This is a genomic window from Pinibacter soli (genome assembly GCF_029961145.1).
In the GTDB taxonomy this organism is placed as follows: domain Bacteria; phylum Bacteroidota; class Bacteroidia; order Chitinophagales; family Chitinophagaceae; genus Pinibacter; species Pinibacter soli.
Genome location: NZ_JASBRG010000007.1, coordinates 597,131 through 612,254, shown reverse-complemented (window position 1 = coordinate 612,254; position 15,124 = coordinate 597,131). Strand labels below are relative to the sequence as shown.

Here is a 15,124-nt window from a genome sequence, read left to right as displayed (position 1 = left end):
CGTGCTGATTCCCGAATTTTGAGGTAACAGGCTGTTGGGTAAAGCTCAAAATGGTTGCGCCGTCATTGCGAGACCCCGCGGAGGATGGAGATTGTAAAAGGAAACCAATTTCTGAAGTCTAGGGAATGGGTCGAAGCAATCTCGAAAAATGTTAGGTTGATGTTTTATTTCGCGACATTTCGGTTCATGATGCTTGTTCAAATTAAACTGGTTCAAAATAAAAAAAGATTTCTGTAGATCGCATTTACTCAGCTGTTTGCAACAAGAAACAATTCTCCGCTTGCCGGCACTAAACCATCCGTTCTTTCTGCAAAATAAAGTTGTTCCATGTCTTTTGTTGAGATAGTCTTCGCTTCCTTAAAACCAGCTTCACGAGCGAGTTCTAATACTTCTTGCGGTGCAAAAAAGCTCACGAATGGCGTGCCCGCAGCCCGTGCGCCCTTGTCTGCAATTTCCTGCATGGGCCGGTCTTCCTCATCAAGTAAATCTATGGGTAGATAAAATGTCATCGCAAGTGTTGAGCCGGTTGCAAGCGCTGCGATTTGTTTTAAAGTGGAAATGATCGCATCTTTTGTGAGATATAACGTAACGCCGGTGCAGGCAACAACAGCAGGTTTGTTTTTAGCGAAACCCGCTTTCAATAATTCCGTCCACCATGAAGATTTTTCAAAATCTACCTGTACAAAATGCAAAGAATCGGGAACGCCGAAACCGAGTTCTGTTAACCGCATTTGTTTCCACGCCAATGTATCCGGCTGATCGATTTCGAATATCTGCAAATGAGCGGAAATGTCTGGCCTGCGTTGCGCAAATGTGTCCAATCCTGCGCCAAGAATAACATATTGTTCAATGCCTTTTTTGCTTTGCTCAATGATCAGATCTTCGATAAACCTTGCGCGGGCCACAATAGAGGCTCGAAGGCGTTTGGTGAACTTCATATCCGGACGTTCCTGCCAGCCCTCTGGAGGGGCCACAAGCTGCAATCCGAGTCTGTCGTCGATGATGTGTGGTGTAGCGTCCACCTGCACGTGTAATGCCCGCCATAAAGCTGTTCTGACTGCTGTATTATCCGGCTGCAATGATTGCGTTGTTTGTTTCATAGCTGATAAAATCGCGCTAAAATTACGGTAATCTTTTTGGGTAAAAGGAGAGGCAGCGCTTTGATTCGAGGCACAATTTTATTATCTTCTGTTCAAACTTATGGTAATGAAAAATTATCAGTTCGCCGCCGGGTTTGTAACATTATACTTGTTGGTTTTTACCATACTTACACAGGCCCAAAATACTCCTGTCAATCTGTTGATGATTATGTTTTTACTAGCTCCATTTCTGGTAATATGGATGGTGGTAATGGTATTGAAATATGCAGTTTATAATGGCAAGGAACTGGAGGAAGATGAAATCCTGTAGAGACAAGGCATTGCCTTGTCTGAGTAATAAATATAGCCGTTTTGCTTTAGCGTTTTGTATTTCGGCGGTCCATCGTCCATTGCTTTTTCTTCTTTTAATCCGTTTGAATAATAACTGTCTTTTCCTTTAGGTCGATGTAAAACCACTCGTCGGTTTTGTCTTTTGGTATACATTCAGAAATATCCAGATCTCTTGCATACTTGCTTAGTGCCGTAGGGCCAAATCGCAGGATCAGCTCGTATTGATCCTGACCTGTCAGACCGATAAATGCAGTCATAGTTATTTGGCGGCTATCATTCACAAACTTTTTAGAATAGTCATTTTCAAAAGTTGGCAACAAAACACCATCGCACCAAAAGCCTTTTAAGTTATCGTCTTTAGAAGAAGCGAGGGCATTTGATATTTCGAGTTCAAGAAACCAGCAAAACTTATTGTCTAACATTATTCTCTTTTAATAATTTTTATTCTTCATTTCAAATTAATGCTTTCAAAATTAAGTGCGTTTATTTTTTGTTCTTTCCTTTGTATATTAAAGTTTATTTTCTGCATGAAGAAAAAGGACCTCACACATTTTGTTCGCTTTGGATCATTAAATCTTAATAAGCAGCAAGGTTTTGGTGAACGAGGCTTTCATAAACCGCCCGCACCTCGCGGATTCTATGCGTTTCCTTATACTGTTCAGGAATTTTTCCTGATAGGAAGTTTGCCTAAAACTCAACCTCACCAGTTTCCTAAAACAAAATTGCCAGCGTATGACGAAACATTACCTGCTGAAGAATTAGAAAAAATAAAGGAAGATATTGATGCCTTTGATTGGGATGGTTATTATGTGAAAGTTCATAAGGTAAAGCAAAATATCAGGAAAGAATTCAGGAAAACAAGCGGATGTCTCTGGCATCATTTGGGTGACCATGTAGAGAATCATGAAGTAATTGCAAGGAATGGAAGCTGGGTTAAAACATCATTAATGACATGGCAAAAAGCTTTCAAAAAATGTTGCCTGGAGATGAGGTATGGTGATAATGATATCATCAAAGTGACTTCCATTAACGAAAGCAAAAAAACTTGCGGCCGTTATGTACGGGATTCTTTTGAAGTTTTTTTCGATGAGAAAGTAGGGTGAGGGGCAGAAATTGAAAATGCACCAGATGCGCAATTCCTTCTAAATGTGGTGAACGATTAATCATTTTTTAAAAACTTAGTCATGAAATTTTTATCCGCTAATTGGTACAAGTTAATGATGAGTTGTTCGTCATTAATATTTGCAGTAGCAATTCTGATCTATGCAATTAAGACAAATACTGCTCTGGCAAAGGATTTGCCCTCGAAAATAAATAACACCACATCCGATGTGTTTGCCGTATCGGACGGTAGAAGCGCTTTTATTATTAAATGGGATCAGGGTATTCAGGAAGGCAAGATTATATACACGATTCCTTTACATTAGAGGTTCCGGGAATTTTAAAATTGCCAGATTAACCTCAAATTATCATCCATCGCTTTGCAATTGCCTCCGAACTTTTATATCTTCAACGTAGCTCAGCGTTTTATACAACAGCGCCAATCCCCGGGTCGTGAAAACAATAATTAAATCCTAAAACCGTCTATATGAAGCCGCTATTTGTACTCGTTTTGGTGGTATACCCCTTTATACAGCACGCTTATGCGCAGGAAATAAAAGAATCCAAAACACGATTTGTACTCGGGTTATCGTTGCCTGAATTGATCCATGCGGGTGTAACTTACAGGTTTGCCAGCTGGAGCCAACTTGGGGTAAATGCCGGGGTGACCCCTGCCTATGATGAAATATATCCGACTATTAGCCTTGAGCACAGGTTATATTTTGGAAATAAGAATCCCAAACTCGCACAAAAAACATGGTTTTGCCGGCAGGGTGGTACATATCTTCCGGATGAGGTGTCGGGCGAACAATTCACTGCTAACCTAACTGTGGGCAAGGACCTGGTATTTAGAAAGAAAAATGGAATGACTATAGATGCCGGCGTTTACTACAAGAACGTGGATAAATCTTCGCATATCTATCCGGCATTGCGGGTTGAATTTTTTATCTCTGCAAAGCCGAGGACGTAAATCTGAAATTGAAAATACGCTAATTTGAAAATGCATTCTGTGTATCGCTCTACGCAATAAAATTTATCTTGTCATTCGATCAATTTTAGAATCAATAACGAAACCTGCGCTCAAAGCATTTGAAAATTTTCAAATTAGTATTACCTCCAGCAATCCCTTGCGGCCATGATAATCTCCTGCACTACTATACGTCCATTCTTCTTCTTTTGAAACAAAGCCGGCTTTGACAGGATTTTGATGCAGGTAATGCAGCTTTTGATTTGCAATAAAAGGAGAGCTCAATTCCATTGGATGGCTTTCCGGCTGCCAAAGCTGAAATTTTAAACCCATTTTACTGCCTGCACGCATCATCAGCCACAGCATCCATTCTCTTCTGCTTTCCCTCTTGTTAGCTTCAAGGGCGATATGCAATTTCTCTGATGTGTGCCGTTTCAAATCTCGCATAATGTTACTTAATGGATTGCCTCTGCTGCCTACTATCATGTGCACGTGATTGGTCATAATGACCCACGCAAATACGTCGAGATCCTTGTTTTGCTGGCAATATCTAACGGTATCCAGGAAGATGTCTTTGTAAATATTTCTTGTAAACAGATCGATCCAATTAACGACAGTAAATGTGACGAAGTAAGGCTTTTCGTTGTCTAAGAATTTGTACTTTTTACTCATGTGGCTTTGAACTTAATTGTAGATTTTTAAGTTGGCCACAGGTTACTAATGCAGATTGTTAATTGCGAATATAGGTATAGGTTATGATATGCATGCGAAAAGTGCTGCCACGATGAAAGTGCACGGCACAGACACGCCAGGCTACGGAAGCTGGGCTGCATGTCCGCGCCAACATTGTGTAGGTGCAGCAGCGTGTCGTGTGTATCGTGCGACATTTTTTTGAAACTTGCACCTGCAAAAATGCCCGCGAACGATCTCGCTGTCGCCACGTTGGCGCAGACATGCAGCTTAGCCTTGCAGCGCTGCGTGTCTGTGCCAACGCCCGCCCCTCGCACACAAACCCGCCCCGCTAACTTACCGACTGCCACACCTGCGAGCCAAACTTGAAAATTTGAAAATATGCTAATTTGAAAGTTCATTTCGCGTAACAAAATCTGGATGACGAGCAAGCGGTAAATATGATCTCCAATACTTTTGATCATGGTGCTATTTTAAACGGCATCAATTACAATCCTACATTTCATCCCATTGAAAAAATAGTTGAACTGCATGAAGAGAAAATTGCTCTTTATGAAAGGATGCTTAAAGAGAAAGAGGAAATGATTGCGAGGTTGGAGAAGTTGATGGAGGGAGGTCAGCTGATGTAAAAATACAAGCATGATCCAGTTCCAAAAGTTCATGCTTGTATAACCTTGATGAAGACAATTATTTAAAGCTTGGGATAGGCAAGATATCGATTTGTCCGTCTTTAATGTCTGCGTGATCTTCTGCTTTAGCTACAGCTTTTTTATAAACAAGAATTGCTTGTTCTCGATGAATTGCCGGCGATGCCATGTGGCCGCACTCAATATTCTGAATGCTTCCATTTTCGTAAATAAAAAAGGCTCCTTGTGATGAAGACCAAATGATAAGAAAAAAACGAGCGTTGCTGTTTTTTACTATTTGCTGTACGTCTTGAGTTAGAATATTATTCATGCAGTTAATTTGATTATGATTTTATCTTATTTGCTTCACAACTTGATACATTGAAGCTTAGGTCTCATTAACTTGTTTGCACCAATCTTTAAAATGCAAGATTAACCTATCAAAGTCATCACTGGAAGGTAGTACTCCGTTGTGAGCAATGATATTTCTTACCTTTTCCAATTCTTCAAGTCGAAGTTCGACAAATTTCATTTCATCGATATATGGCTTAAAGTCATTTTCAAACTTTCTAATAATTTTTACCAGATCTCCCCAGTCTATGTAAAAAAGAGCTGACGCTTTTCCTCTCGGACTCAGCCATTTGCTTTTTGCTTCTTTTTCTTTTCTTTCTTTAAACTTTTTTTCTAATTCAGCATTTTTAGCCGTGTCCCACCAATTTGGACCTAGTTTTTTTGTTAGCACATCATCTATAAAATTTCTCACGGAATTTTCTAAACAATGTAGAATTATATACAATTCGGCCATTTTTTTGGCATCGTCTATATCTGCTGATTTTAAAAACGGGGTGACTTTAATGTTTGCCCGCTCCGTTAATGAGACCTCGGTCTCGATTTGCGGCAAATAGATTTTATTTAACTCATCAAGTGTTTTCCTATTAAGTTTGTAGGTGTCTCTCTGCGTACCTTTTGTGATTTTAGAACTTTTGTTGAGGTCTCGCTTTAAATACGTCGGATTATAGGCAGATAAATGCGCATCCACAAAGTATTGATTAATTTGCTTCATTGAGATATCATGCTGTTTAGTTTTATATTGGTTAAACCAAACAAATGCTAAAACAACCTCAAACTTAGGTTTTCCGGATATTTTGGCGATATCACAGAATTCATTAAAGAAATCACTCATTTTTTATCTTTTTTCTCCTTTGGTTTTCTTGATACCTTTGAATAGGTGCCAATCTGCCATTTGTCCTTTAGTTCTTTATTAGCTATTTCTGACAAATATTTTTTTGCAGCATCTTTCCCGGGGGCTTTTAACTCGACTAAGTCTCCAGACACTCCAATTAATGGGTTGTTTGTGAGCCAATATCGTAAGTTGCCATCTTCCACACTTGCATTGTCTAAAATAGCTGTGAGTTCTTTTCTTGGTACGTTTTCAGTGCCTAATACGAGTTTATAATAAAGGAATATTATGGAGAGTCTTATTCCATAATCTCTTTTTGATGTAGCTTTTAATCGAGTTTCTGATAATGTTGTTTTGTCACCATCAGATTTAAAAATACTTTTCAGTTGTCTTAATTCTAATGTGTCAGAAGGTTCTTCAATAATCTCTGCTTCTTCCTGTTCACTTAAATCCAGTCTATTATTGGGGTAGCTTTTGGGTTGCCCTAAAGTCGCTGGCTTTTTACTAGTAATTTTATTCATTATAAACATTCCAAAGGAGTCGCTTATACTTTGACCGACTGTATCTGTGAAGTTTGCTTTGAACGTTCTGGAGTTTTCTGTTTCTGAAAATTCTATAGTGTTGGTGTTCGAAATGGTGGATTTATTTCCATTTACTTGTTCTCCACAAAAGATACAAACTTTTGCATCTTTTAGCAGTAATCCATCGCAACTTTTGCACTTAAATTGATTCGAGCAGGTCGGGCAAAAAAATCCTTTGTCTGGTAATTGATTGTTGCAGTTTAGGCATTCCATGGTTAAAGTTAAATTTAGGTTGTTAATTTAATGTAGTGTCGTGGTGAATTTTTAAACACGCGACATCGTCATGGGAGAATTTTCGTGTTTACAAATTTCAATTGGGCGGTAGGTGATGGTCACAGTCACGTGCAAGCGATAACTTTTAACTTGATGAAGATAAGTGTTTTACCCTTAAGAAGAATAAAATGTACTAATAATATTCGGATGTGCCGTCGACCACAAAAAAAAGCCGAACCCTTTCGGATCCGGCCCATATGAAAATCAAATCTGTAAATCTTAGTAACCCATGTCACCCATACCGCCTGGCATAGCAGGACCAGCAGGAGCTTTAGGTTCTGGTTTGTCAGCTACTACACATTCTGTAGTCAGCAACATACCAGCGATAGAAGCAGCGTTTTCCAATGCTACGCGGCTCACTTTAGTTGGGTCGATAACACCCGCTTTAAACATATATTCATAAGTTTCAGTGCGAGCGTTGAAACCGTAGTCAGCTTCACCTTCTTTAATCGCCTGTACCACGATAGAACCTTCGATACCGCTGTTAGAAACGATCTGGCGAAGAGGCTCTTCAATAGCACGTTTAACGATGTTTACACCAGTTGCTTCGTCTGCGTTGGTAATACCTTTCAGTTTTTCCAAACTTGCGATAGCACGGATGTAAGCAACACCACCACCTGGCACGATGCCTTCTTCAACAGCGGCACGTGTAGCGTGTAAAGCGTCGTCTACGCGGTCTTTCTTTTCTTTCATTTCAACCTCTGTAGCAGCACCTACGTACAATACAGCAACACCACCACTCAATTTAGCCAAACGCTCTTGCAGTTTTTCTTTATCGTAGTCAGATGTTGTGTTTTCGATTTGCGCTTTAATTTGGTTGATGCGAGAAGTGATATCCGCTTTTTTACCTTTGCCACCTACGATAACAGTGTTGTCTTTATCGATAGTGATAGAAGAAGCCTGGCCCAAGTAAGTAAGGTCAGCATTCTCCAGTTTAAAGCCTTGCTCTTCGCTCACTACAGTACCTGCAGTAAGGATAGCAATATCGTTCAACATTTCTTTTCTTCTGTCGCCAAAGCCCGGAGCTTTAACAGCAGCAACCTTAATGGTACCACGCAATTTGTTTACCACCAATGTAGCCAATGCTTCACCTTCCAGATCTTCAGAGATGATCACTAACGGACGACCGCTTTGTGCAACTTTCTCCAAAATGTGAAGGATGTCTTTCATTGCAGCAATCTTCTTATCGTAAATAAGAATGTATGGGTTCTGCAATTCAGCTTCCATTTTTTCGCTGTTGGTAACGAAGTAAGGAGAGATGTAACCACGGTCGAATTGCATACCTTCTACAACGTCTACAGTTGTGTCGGTGCCTTTTGCTTCTTCTACAGTGATAACGCCTTCTTTACCTACTTTCTGCATAGCCATAGCGATCAGCTTACCAATTTCGCTATCATTGTTAGCAGAAATAGTAGCAACCTGCTCGATCATTTTGTTGTTGTTGCCAACATCTTTTTTCTGGCTAACGAGGTTTTCAACTACAGCTTTCACCGCTTTGTCGATACCGCGTTTCAGGTCCATTGGGTTTGCACCCGCAGCTACCATTTTCAGACCTTCGCTGATGATGGATTGTGCAAGAACAGTAGCAGTTGTAGTACCGTCACCTGCAATATCAGCAGTTTTAGATGCTACTTCTTTCACCATCTGAGCACCCATGTTTTCAATTGGGTCTTCCAGTTCAATTTCTTTTGCAACCGTTACACCATCTTTAGTGATAGCAGGAGCACCGAATTTTTTCTCGATTACCACGTTGCGACCTTTTGGTCCAAGTGTTACTTTAACTGCGTTGGCCAAAGTGTCAACGCCTTTCTTCATTTTATTTCTAGCTTCGATATCGAAATAGATTTGCTTAGCCATATTTGTAATTTGAAAATTTTTAATTTGAAGATTTGAAAATTGAGGTGCGAGATGATTTGAAATTGCTTTGGAAATTCGAGAAGCTTTGAACGAATCCGGAATGATACACAGAAAGCATTTTCAAATTTACATATTAGCACATTTTCAATTTTTTGGGCATCGTTTAAACGATGGCCAAAATGTCACTCTCTCTCATAATCAGGTAGTCATTACCTTCCACGCTCAATTCTGTACCTGCGTATTTGCCATACAAAACAGTATCGCCAACTTTTACAGTTACAGGCTCGTCTTTTTTACCAGGACCCGCAGCCACTACGGTTCCGCGTTGTGGTTTTTCTTTCGCTGTGTCAGGGATAATGATGCCGCCGGCAGTTTTTTCTTCAGCAGGAGCTGGTTTTACAACAACTCTGTCGTGCAAAGGAGTAATGCTTAGCTTCTTAGCCATAATGTTTGTGTTTTTATAGATAAACTATTACAAAGGGCCCGTTTAGCCCTGTTTTTTGGTTCGGCACAAAACTAAACGAATTACGTGCCAATAGGTTCAAAATGTTGGAAAAAAGAAGAGTTGGCAGTTCTGTGGGTGGGAAAGGCACTTGGGAATGTGAAATTTTGGCACCTGCTGTTAATGTGGAAATATGAAAATGTGAGAAATGTGAAAATTCTGAAGGCTGGTCATTTTCTTCAGATGGCGGTTATTCTTTGGTGTCATTATTAAATGATAGTGTGGGTACAAGCATGGATAATGAATATCGGACTTTCAGCATTTTCACATTTTCATATTTTCACATTTTCAAATTATGCCTTTTATGCCTTAGCTTTGCGCGTTCAAATAGTTCTTACAGCATATGATCAGTAGAAGAAATATCCGGGTAAAAGTCATGCAGACGCTTTATGTGATAGATACTAAAGATCAGGATCTTAAACCCGGCGAAGCAGCGAGGCTACTCCAAAAGCAATTTGATTTAACGAGACAATTATTAGTTTACAACATCCATTTCCTGTCAGAACTTGCGCGATATGCTGAAATAGACGCTCACCAAAAAGCTTCTAAACATTTGCCTTCAGCAGAGGACATGAATGTAAATACCAAGCTGGCGGGCAACGAAATCATCTGGAAAATTATTGAGGACAGTAGCTACCAAAAGGCACTGAGTGAAGACATGATCGCTGCAATGCTGGATAAAAATGTGGTACGCAAATTCTACCTCGAGCTGGTTGAAAAACCGGAATACCAACAATATATTCACGCAGAAGGCAGACAAACAAAGTCTGAAAAAGAAATACTGCAATTTATTTTCAGCGATTTATTGCTTCCAAACGAAGCGTATACAGATCATTTAGAAGAGATTTTCTCCAACTGGGATGATGATTGTGATATGATCAACATGCTAGTTATGAGTTATATACAAAAACCTGGTTCATTTAATTTTCAGGAAATGCTCTCGAAAGATAAATGGCAATATGCCAAGAGTCTGACCGAAACTGTTCTGGATAAAAAAGACGTGACGATGGATCTTATCACGCCAAAATTAAAGAACTGGGACCCTGAGCGTATCGCCACTTTGGACATGATCATGATGCAGATGGGCGTGTGCGAACTTTTGTATTTTGAAACCATTCCTGCCAAAGTAACAATCAATGAATACATTGACCTGGCGAAAGAATACAGCACCCCGCAAAGCGGCCAGTTTGTGAACGGTATTTTGGACAATATTCACAAAGATCTGGTGAAGGAAAACAAATTACACAAAGTCAACTTCAAGAAGTAGTTGAAAAATCAAATCCATTACATTTGCAAAAAAACACCATGCGTTATTTGCTAATAATGTCAGTTTGTACCTTACTGGCTGTTGGTTGTAAATCGAAAGAGGCACACTCTCACGATATGACCGGCGGAATGAAACAAAATGGCCCATTGAAAATGGATTCTGCGATGTTTACTACTATAGAGTGGAAAGAACAGGACAAGAAATTTGACAAAATTACAGAAGGTCAAAAACTGGATGTAAGCTTCGCTTTTAAAAATACAGGAGACAAACCTTTGGTCATTTCACGCGTTCAGCCGAGCTGCGGTTGTACAGTGGCAGACCCTCCGAAAGAGCCAATCGCTCCGGGAGCAGAAGGTTTGATCAAAGCTTCTTTCAATAGTGAAGGAAAATCCGGCATGCAACACAAAACCCTTTATGTAACTGCAAATACGAAAGGCACGCAGGAGCATGAGTTGGTTTTTGAAGTAGAAGTGGAAAAGAAAAAGTAAAAAGTAAAAAGTAAAAATTAAGAAGTCAAAAACTGTGTTTCGCTGCAAGGCGGTCAACATTTTGGCTTTTAACTTTTGAATTTTGAATTAATAAATAAAACAAACAATGACAAATCTGACTTTACTACAGGCACCAGCGGGAGGCGGCACGCTTCAATTGGTTTTATTGGGAGGTATGATATTGGTGTTCTGGCTGTTCATGATTCGCCCACAGGCTAAAAAAGCAAAAGATGCAAAAAAATTCCAGGAAGGCATGCAGAAAGGTGACAAGATCGTTACCATTGCAGGTATTCACGGTATTGTAAATAAAGTGAACGAAGATGGCACCATCATTATCGAAACAAGCCCTGGAAGCACTATGAAGATCGAGAAAAGTGCTATCAGCCTTGAGTGGTCTAAACAACAGAACAATCCAACTCCAGCGAAATAATTGCTCGGCAGTTTTATATTATCGACCGGAATTACTTTGAGTGGTTCCGGTTTTTTATTGCCACAGAAGCACTGAGGAACAGAGGAATTATTAATATTCTTAGCTTTATTCCATATTCGTTTTTCTCTGTGCCTCCTTGGCAAACTTTCAAAACAGAAAGCTTATGCCGTTGACGTGCTGGGGTTCTGTAATATTTATTATCATTTCTCAGTTTTCTCTGTGTCTCAGTGGCAAACTTTTAAAAAAGATTCTATGTTGAAAATCGGAATTACTGGTGGCATAGGAAGCGGTAAAAGCACTGCTTCGAAAATTTTCGAAGTGCTTGGTATTCCTGTGTTTTATGCAGATGATGCAACAAAAAATATAATGAACGAATCTCCGGTTATCCGGCAAAAGCTCAGCGAATATTTTGGAGCAGAAGCGTATACCGGCGAAGTGCTCAATAGAAAATTCATTGCCAGCCAAGTATTCAACGATAAAGAAAAACTAGCTTTCCTCAACAGCGTCACGCATCCGGAAGCCATCCGCTACGCCAGCGAATGGATGCAAAAACAAACCACGCCGTACGCCATCAAAGAAGCCGCGTTGTTCTTCGAAAGCGGCTCTCAGGAAGGTATCGACATCATGATAGGAGTGTACACGCCCAAGGCAATGCGCATCCACCGCATCATGCAGCGTGATAATGTAACCCGCGAAGAAGTGCTGAAAAGAATGCAAAACCAAATCAACGAAGAAATTAAAATGCGTTTGTGCGACTACGTGATCATCAACGATGAGCAGCATCCGGTGATTGAGCAAGTGCTAAGTTTGCATGAGAATTTTTTGGCGGCCAGTGGCCAGTAGAGACAAGGCATTGCCTTGTCTTGCCAGCACCCTCGCGCAAATATCTATAACATCGCGATCAAAGGTTAAAACCTGAATTTCATAGACAAGGCAGTGCCTTGTCTCTACTGAATGTGCAAAGCCAAAGATGTTTCACTCACACACTAAAGACTGAATTTCAATTTACTATTGTTTTTGTCGAAAATTTAAAACGATCAAAGGAGTAGGTGCTAATTGTCAGGCCGCCTGACCCTGACGCGTTTGCTTTTTTCCGCATTGCGTAAAACCTTTTTCCCTATTTCGGAGTTGTAATAAGTTGACTTTAAGGACTTTTGCACCCAAATTCAGAAGAATGACCCCCGTATCACGATTTATCACAAAACTATCAACTGCCTGCTTACTACTTTTTGCCTTTCTTTTTGCCCATGCAGGGGGCAACGAAAATGGAGTAACCATTAAAGGAAAGGTTACCACAGCAGACAACAAGCCGGCCGCTTATGTAACCGTAATAATGAAGGGGACAAATAAAAGCGCCATTACAGATGACGATGGTGTTTTCTCTTTTTTCAATATAGTTCCAGGCACTTACGAACTGGAGGTTTCATTGGTTGGGCACAGTCCCGCTACACATCAGGTAAAAGTGGAGAATAAGGATGTTCACATAACTATTCAACTCACTACTTCCGGCAAAGAGTTGCAGGAAGTGATAGTGGTTGGTGGTAGAAATAAATTCACCAGGAAAACCAGCGATTACGTTTCAAAGATGCCTTTGAAAAACATGGAGAATCCCCAGGTCTATACTACCATCACAAAGGCTTTGATGGATGATCAGCTGATTTTTTCTGTAGATGAGGGAATGAAAAACGCAACCGGCATCAGCAAGATGTGGCAGGCCACAGGACGCGGCGGCGACGGGGGCACTTACTACAATTCTCGTGGTTTTGTATTGCAAAGTAAACTGCGCAATGGTGTTGCGGGCAATGTTTCCAACCAGGTAGATGCCGCGAACCTTGAAAGAATAGAAGCGATCAAAGGGCCTTCTGCCACATTGTTTGGTAGCACGTTGACTTCGTATGGTGGTTTGATCAACCGTATTACCAAGAAACCGTATGACAGGTTTGGTGGTGAGATCAGTTATGCAGGTGGCAGCTATAACTTCAACCGTTTTAGTGCGGATGTTAATACTCCGCTTGATTCTGCGCACAATGTGTTGCTGCGTGTGAACGCTGCTTACAACTATGAAGGCAGTTTTCAGGATGCCGGTTTCAGCAGAAACATTGTATTGGCACCAAGTCTTTCCTACAAAGTGAATGATAAATTGTCATTCTCATTTGATGCTGAGTTTTATTCAGGACGCAATACCGCGGCACCACTTTGGTCGTTTATTTATGGCACGCCCATCGCATCGTTGGGAGCAAATAGAGCCGATCAGTTGAAGGTTGATTACAAACGTTCTTACCTGACCAACGATCTGTACCAGACATCGAATATTGCCAACTTTTTTGGACAGATGAACTACAATTTTTCTGGCAAATGGCGTTCGCAAACAAATTTCTCTATTACCAACAGTGCATCTAACGGGCCTTCTACATTCATATATTTATTACCAAACTCCGCCATCAGTGGCAATCCGTCCGATGTTGGAAATGGCTATATTACAAGGAACGATTTCCGGTCGGATAACAGTAGCGACCAGGTGATAGAATTGCAACAGAATTTTATTGGTGAAAACAAAATAGGGAATTTGAAAAATCGTTTTGTGGGTGGTGTAGATTATTTCAGACAACATACCGACCAGGTATTTTCAGCAATCACTTTCGACACGGTAAACGCAATGGGTAACATTCCTAATTACAATAAATTCAACCGGGTGAACCTTGATGCAATGTATGCAACCAAAGGACCTGATTTTTCTTTCCCTACCAACTTTGTTTCAAACACTTATAGCGCTTATGCTTTCGACGTGTTGAACCTGACAGATAATTTACTGGTGACTGCCGGACTTCGCCTTGATCATTTCGTGAATGAAGGAACTTTCGATAAAACTACCGGACAAATTGCACCGGGAACTGCTTATAACCAGACGACGGTTTCTCCGAAATTTGGTATTATTTATCAGCCGATAAAGGACAGGATCTCCATTTTTGGTAACTATCAAAACGGGTTCACCAACAAAAATGGCGTTGACTATGCGTTGAATCCCTTTAAGCCAGAACATGCAAATCAGTTAGAGGGCGGTGTAAAACTTGACATGTTGGGCGGTAAACTCAGCAGCACCGTTAGCTATTACTATATAGAGGTAAAAGATATCGTGAGAAGCTATCCTATTGCGAACAACCCATTTGCACAAATACAAGATGGAACGCAATTGAGCAAAGGAATAGAAGCGGAAGTGACAGCGAACCCGGTTAGTGGATTGAACCTTGTGGCTGGTTTCGCGTACAACAATTCCAAATATACCAAAGCTGATGCGTCTGTACAGGGGCGTCGTCCGGAAACGGCGGGATCGCCATACAACGCGAATTTGTGGATCAACTACAGGTTGCCCGCAGGTTCAATTCATGGTCTTGGTATGGGCTTTGGTGGTAACTATGCGAGCGACAATATGGTTATTAACAGAGCCCCTGTGGGACAATTTACTTTACCGGCTTACACTGTGTTGGGTGCCACATTGTTTTACGACCAACCAAAATACAAGTTCGTTATAAAAATGGACAACATTGCGAACAAACATTACTTCATCGGGTACAATACTGTGAATCCGCAGAAGCTGAGAAGCATAACGGCAAATGTGACGTTTAGATTCTAATAACTGAATAACTGAAAGACCGAATAACTGAGTAGTTGAATGTCAATTTTGCACTTAATCTTTAAACATTCAGTTACTCAGTTATTCAATTACCTGATAAT

Annotated in this window: 19 protein-coding genes; 11 read left to right on the top strand and 8 right to left on the bottom strand. The window is 40.5% G+C overall.

Annotated elements, in window-relative coordinates; genetic code table 11:
* Positions 1-248 precede the first annotated feature (248 nt).
* On the bottom strand, positions 249-1,100 hold the full coding sequence (locus QJ048_RS13450) for a class I SAM-dependent methyltransferase (RefSeq protein ID WP_282334890.1): 852 nt from the start codon (positions 1,098-1,100) through the stop codon (positions 249-251).
* A gap of 106 nt (positions 1,101-1,206) precedes the next feature.
* On the opposite strand from QJ048_RS13450, the gene QJ048_RS13445 reads away from it, so the two are divergent.
* On the top strand, positions 1,207-1,410 hold the full coding sequence (locus QJ048_RS13445) for a hypothetical protein (RefSeq protein ID WP_282334889.1): 204 nt from the start codon (positions 1,207-1,209) through the stop codon (positions 1,408-1,410).
* Between the two features lie 94 nt (positions 1,411-1,504).
* Here the strand turns inward: QJ048_RS13445 and QJ048_RS13440 are convergent, their stop codons facing one another.
* Positions 1,505-1,852 (bottom strand): hypothetical protein, encoded by a 348-nt coding sequence (locus QJ048_RS13440; RefSeq protein WP_282334888.1) that lies wholly within the window; start codon positions 1,850-1,852, stop codon positions 1,505-1,507.
* Between the two features lie 105 nt (positions 1,853-1,957).
* On the opposite strand from QJ048_RS13440, the gene QJ048_RS13435 reads away from it, so the two are divergent.
* From QJ048_RS13435 to QJ048_RS13425, 3 genes are all read left to right on the top strand, one after another.
* Positions 1,958-2,533 (top strand): hypothetical protein, encoded by a 576-nt coding sequence (locus QJ048_RS13435; protein WP_282334887.1) that lies wholly within the window; start codon positions 1,958-1,960, stop codon positions 2,531-2,533.
* A gap of 81 nt (positions 2,534-2,614) precedes the next feature.
* Positions 2,615-2,857: a hypothetical protein gene (locus tag QJ048_RS13430; RefSeq protein WP_282334886.1), complete on the top strand. Its 243-nt coding sequence runs from the start codon at positions 2,615-2,617 to the stop codon at positions 2,855-2,857.
* Positions 2,858-3,018: 161 nt separating this feature from the next.
* Positions 3,019-3,501 carry a hypothetical protein gene (locus QJ048_RS13425; RefSeq protein WP_282334885.1) on the top strand — a complete coding sequence of 161 codons (483 nt, stop codon included), beginning with the start codon at positions 3,019-3,021 and terminating at the stop codon, positions 3,499-3,501.
* A gap of 129 nt (positions 3,502-3,630) precedes the next feature.
* On the opposite strand, the gene QJ048_RS13420 is transcribed toward QJ048_RS13425, so the two are convergent.
* Positions 3,631-4,170 carry an REP-associated tyrosine transposase gene (locus tag QJ048_RS13420; RefSeq protein ID WP_282334884.1) on the bottom strand — a complete coding sequence of 180 codons (540 nt, stop codon included), beginning with the start codon at positions 4,168-4,170 and terminating at the stop codon, positions 3,631-3,633.
* Between the two features lie 55 nt (positions 4,171-4,225).
* On the opposite strand from QJ048_RS13420, the gene QJ048_RS13415 reads away from it, so the two are divergent.
* Together QJ048_RS13415 and QJ048_RS13410 are read left to right on the top strand one after the other, a co-directional pair.
* Entirely contained in the window at positions 4,226-4,393 is a 168-nt protein-coding gene (locus QJ048_RS13415) for a hypothetical protein (protein WP_282334883.1), read from the top strand.
* A 235-nt stretch (positions 4,394-4,628) separates the two neighbouring features.
* A complete protein-coding gene (locus QJ048_RS13410; RefSeq protein ID WP_282334882.1) occupies positions 4,629-4,817 on the top strand; it encodes a hypothetical protein in 189 nt (62 codons plus the stop codon).
* Between the two features lie 58 nt (positions 4,818-4,875).
* Here QJ048_RS13410 and QJ048_RS13405 read toward each other — a convergent pair whose 3' ends face one another.
* From QJ048_RS13405 to QJ048_RS13385, 5 genes are all read right to left on the bottom strand, one after another.
* Positions 4,876-5,145, bottom strand: coding sequence for a hypothetical protein (locus QJ048_RS13405; protein ID WP_282334881.1), 270 nt, complete (start codon positions 5,143-5,145; stop codon positions 4,876-4,878).
* 57 nt (positions 5,146-5,202) lie between these two features.
* A complete protein-coding gene (locus tag QJ048_RS13400; protein ID WP_282334880.1) occupies positions 5,203-5,997 on the bottom strand; it encodes a Swt1 family HEPN domain-containing protein in 795 nt (264 codons plus the stop codon).
* The gene (locus tag QJ048_RS13395) at positions 5,994-6,788 is read right to left on the bottom strand and encodes a zinc ribbon domain-containing protein (RefSeq protein WP_282334879.1); all 795 of its coding nucleotides are present in this window, start codon (positions 6,786-6,788) and stop codon (positions 5,994-5,996) included. Before QJ048_RS13395 ends, QJ048_RS13400 begins: the two co-directional genes overlap by 4 nt.
* Positions 6,789-7,067: 279 nt before the next feature.
* Entirely contained in the window at positions 7,068-8,705 is a 1,638-nt protein-coding gene (gene groL / locus QJ048_RS13390) for a chaperonin GroEL (RefSeq protein WP_217794530.1), read from the bottom strand.
* A 163-nt stretch (positions 8,706-8,868) separates the two neighbouring features.
* Positions 8,869-9,150, bottom strand: a complete 282-nt coding sequence (locus QJ048_RS13385) for a co-chaperone GroES (protein ID WP_217794531.1) — start codon at positions 9,148-9,150, stop codon at positions 8,869-8,871.
* 400 nt (positions 9,151-9,550) lie between these two features.
* Here QJ048_RS13385 and nusB point away from each other — a divergent pair, with 400 nt between their 5' ends.
* The 5 genes from nusB (at position 9,551) to QJ048_RS13360 (ending at position 15,023) form a co-directional block, all read left to right on the top strand.
* Positions 9,551-10,474, top strand: a complete 924-nt coding sequence (nusB, locus tag QJ048_RS13380) for a transcription antitermination factor NusB (RefSeq protein ID WP_282334878.1) — start codon at positions 9,551-9,553, stop codon at positions 10,472-10,474.
* A 56-nt stretch (positions 10,475-10,530) separates the two neighbouring features.
* Positions 10,531-10,962, top strand: a complete 432-nt coding sequence (locus tag QJ048_RS13375) for a DUF1573 domain-containing protein (RefSeq protein ID WP_282334877.1) — start codon at positions 10,531-10,533, stop codon at positions 10,960-10,962.
* Positions 10,963-11,068: 106 nt separating this feature from the next.
* Positions 11,069-11,392, top strand: a complete 324-nt coding sequence (yajC, locus tag QJ048_RS13370) for a preprotein translocase subunit YajC (protein ID WP_217794534.1) — start codon at positions 11,069-11,071, stop codon at positions 11,390-11,392.
* Between the two features lie 252 nt (positions 11,393-11,644).
* On the top strand, positions 11,645-12,235 hold the full coding sequence (coaE, locus tag QJ048_RS13365) for a dephospho-CoA kinase (RefSeq protein ID WP_282334876.1): 591 nt from the start codon (positions 11,645-11,647) through the stop codon (positions 12,233-12,235).
* 331 nt (positions 12,236-12,566) lie between these two features.
* Positions 12,567-15,023, top strand: coding sequence for a TonB-dependent receptor (locus tag QJ048_RS13360; protein ID WP_282334875.1), 2,457 nt, complete (start codon positions 12,567-12,569; stop codon positions 15,021-15,023).
* Positions 15,024-15,124 lie beyond the last annotated feature (101 nt).

Excerpts from the sequence above, each read along its gene's own strand:
- QJ048_RS13450 (WP_282334890.1), bottom strand. The coding sequence starts at position 1,100 with ATGAAACAAACAACGCAATCATTGCAGCCGGATAATACAGCAGTCAGA.
- QJ048_RS13445 (WP_282334889.1), top strand. The coding sequence starts at position 1,207 with ATGAAAAATTATCAGTTCGCCGCCGGGTTTGTAACATTATACTTGTTG.
- QJ048_RS13440 (WP_282334888.1), bottom strand. The coding sequence starts at position 1,852 with ATGTTAGACAATAAGTTTTGCTGGTTTCTTGAACTCGAAATATCAAAT.
- QJ048_RS13435 (WP_282334887.1), top strand. The coding sequence starts at position 1,958 with ATGAAGAAAAAGGACCTCACACATTTTGTTCGCTTTGGATCATTAAAT.
- QJ048_RS13430 (WP_282334886.1), top strand. The coding sequence starts at position 2,615 with ATGAAATTTTTATCCGCTAATTGGTACAAGTTAATGATGAGTTGTTCG.
- QJ048_RS13425 (WP_282334885.1), top strand. The coding sequence starts at position 3,019 with ATGAAGCCGCTATTTGTACTCGTTTTGGTGGTATACCCCTTTATACAG.
- QJ048_RS13420 (WP_282334884.1), bottom strand. The coding sequence starts at position 4,170 with ATGAGTAAAAAGTACAAATTCTTAGACAACGAAAAGCCTTACTTCGTC.
- QJ048_RS13410 (WP_282334882.1), top strand. The coding sequence starts at position 4,629 with ATGATCTCCAATACTTTTGATCATGGTGCTATTTTAAACGGCATCAAT.
- QJ048_RS13405 (WP_282334881.1), bottom strand. The coding sequence starts at position 5,145 with ATGAATAATATTCTAACTCAAGACGTACAGCAAATAGTAAAAAACAGC.
- QJ048_RS13400 (WP_282334880.1), bottom strand. The coding sequence starts at position 5,997 with ATGAGTGATTTCTTTAATGAATTCTGTGATATCGCCAAAATATCCGGA.
- QJ048_RS13395 (WP_282334879.1), bottom strand. The coding sequence starts at position 6,788 with ATGGAATGCCTAAACTGCAACAATCAATTACCAGACAAAGGATTTTTT.
- groL (WP_217794530.1), bottom strand. The coding sequence starts at position 8,705 with ATGGCTAAGCAAATCTATTTCGATATCGAAGCTAGAAATAAAATGAAG.
- QJ048_RS13385 (WP_217794531.1), bottom strand. The coding sequence starts at position 9,150 with ATGGCTAAGAAGCTAAGCATTACTCCTTTGCACGACAGAGTTGTTGTA.
- nusB (WP_282334878.1), top strand. The coding sequence starts at position 9,551 with ATGATCAGTAGAAGAAATATCCGGGTAAAAGTCATGCAGACGCTTTAT.
- QJ048_RS13375 (WP_282334877.1), top strand. The coding sequence starts at position 10,531 with ATGTCAGTTTGTACCTTACTGGCTGTTGGTTGTAAATCGAAAGAGGCA.
- yajC (WP_217794534.1), top strand. The coding sequence starts at position 11,069 with ATGACAAATCTGACTTTACTACAGGCACCAGCGGGAGGCGGCACGCTT.
- coaE (WP_282334876.1), top strand. The coding sequence starts at position 11,645 with ATGTTGAAAATCGGAATTACTGGTGGCATAGGAAGCGGTAAAAGCACT.
- QJ048_RS13360 (WP_282334875.1), top strand. The coding sequence starts at position 12,567 with ATGACCCCCGTATCACGATTTATCACAAAACTATCAACTGCCTGCTTA.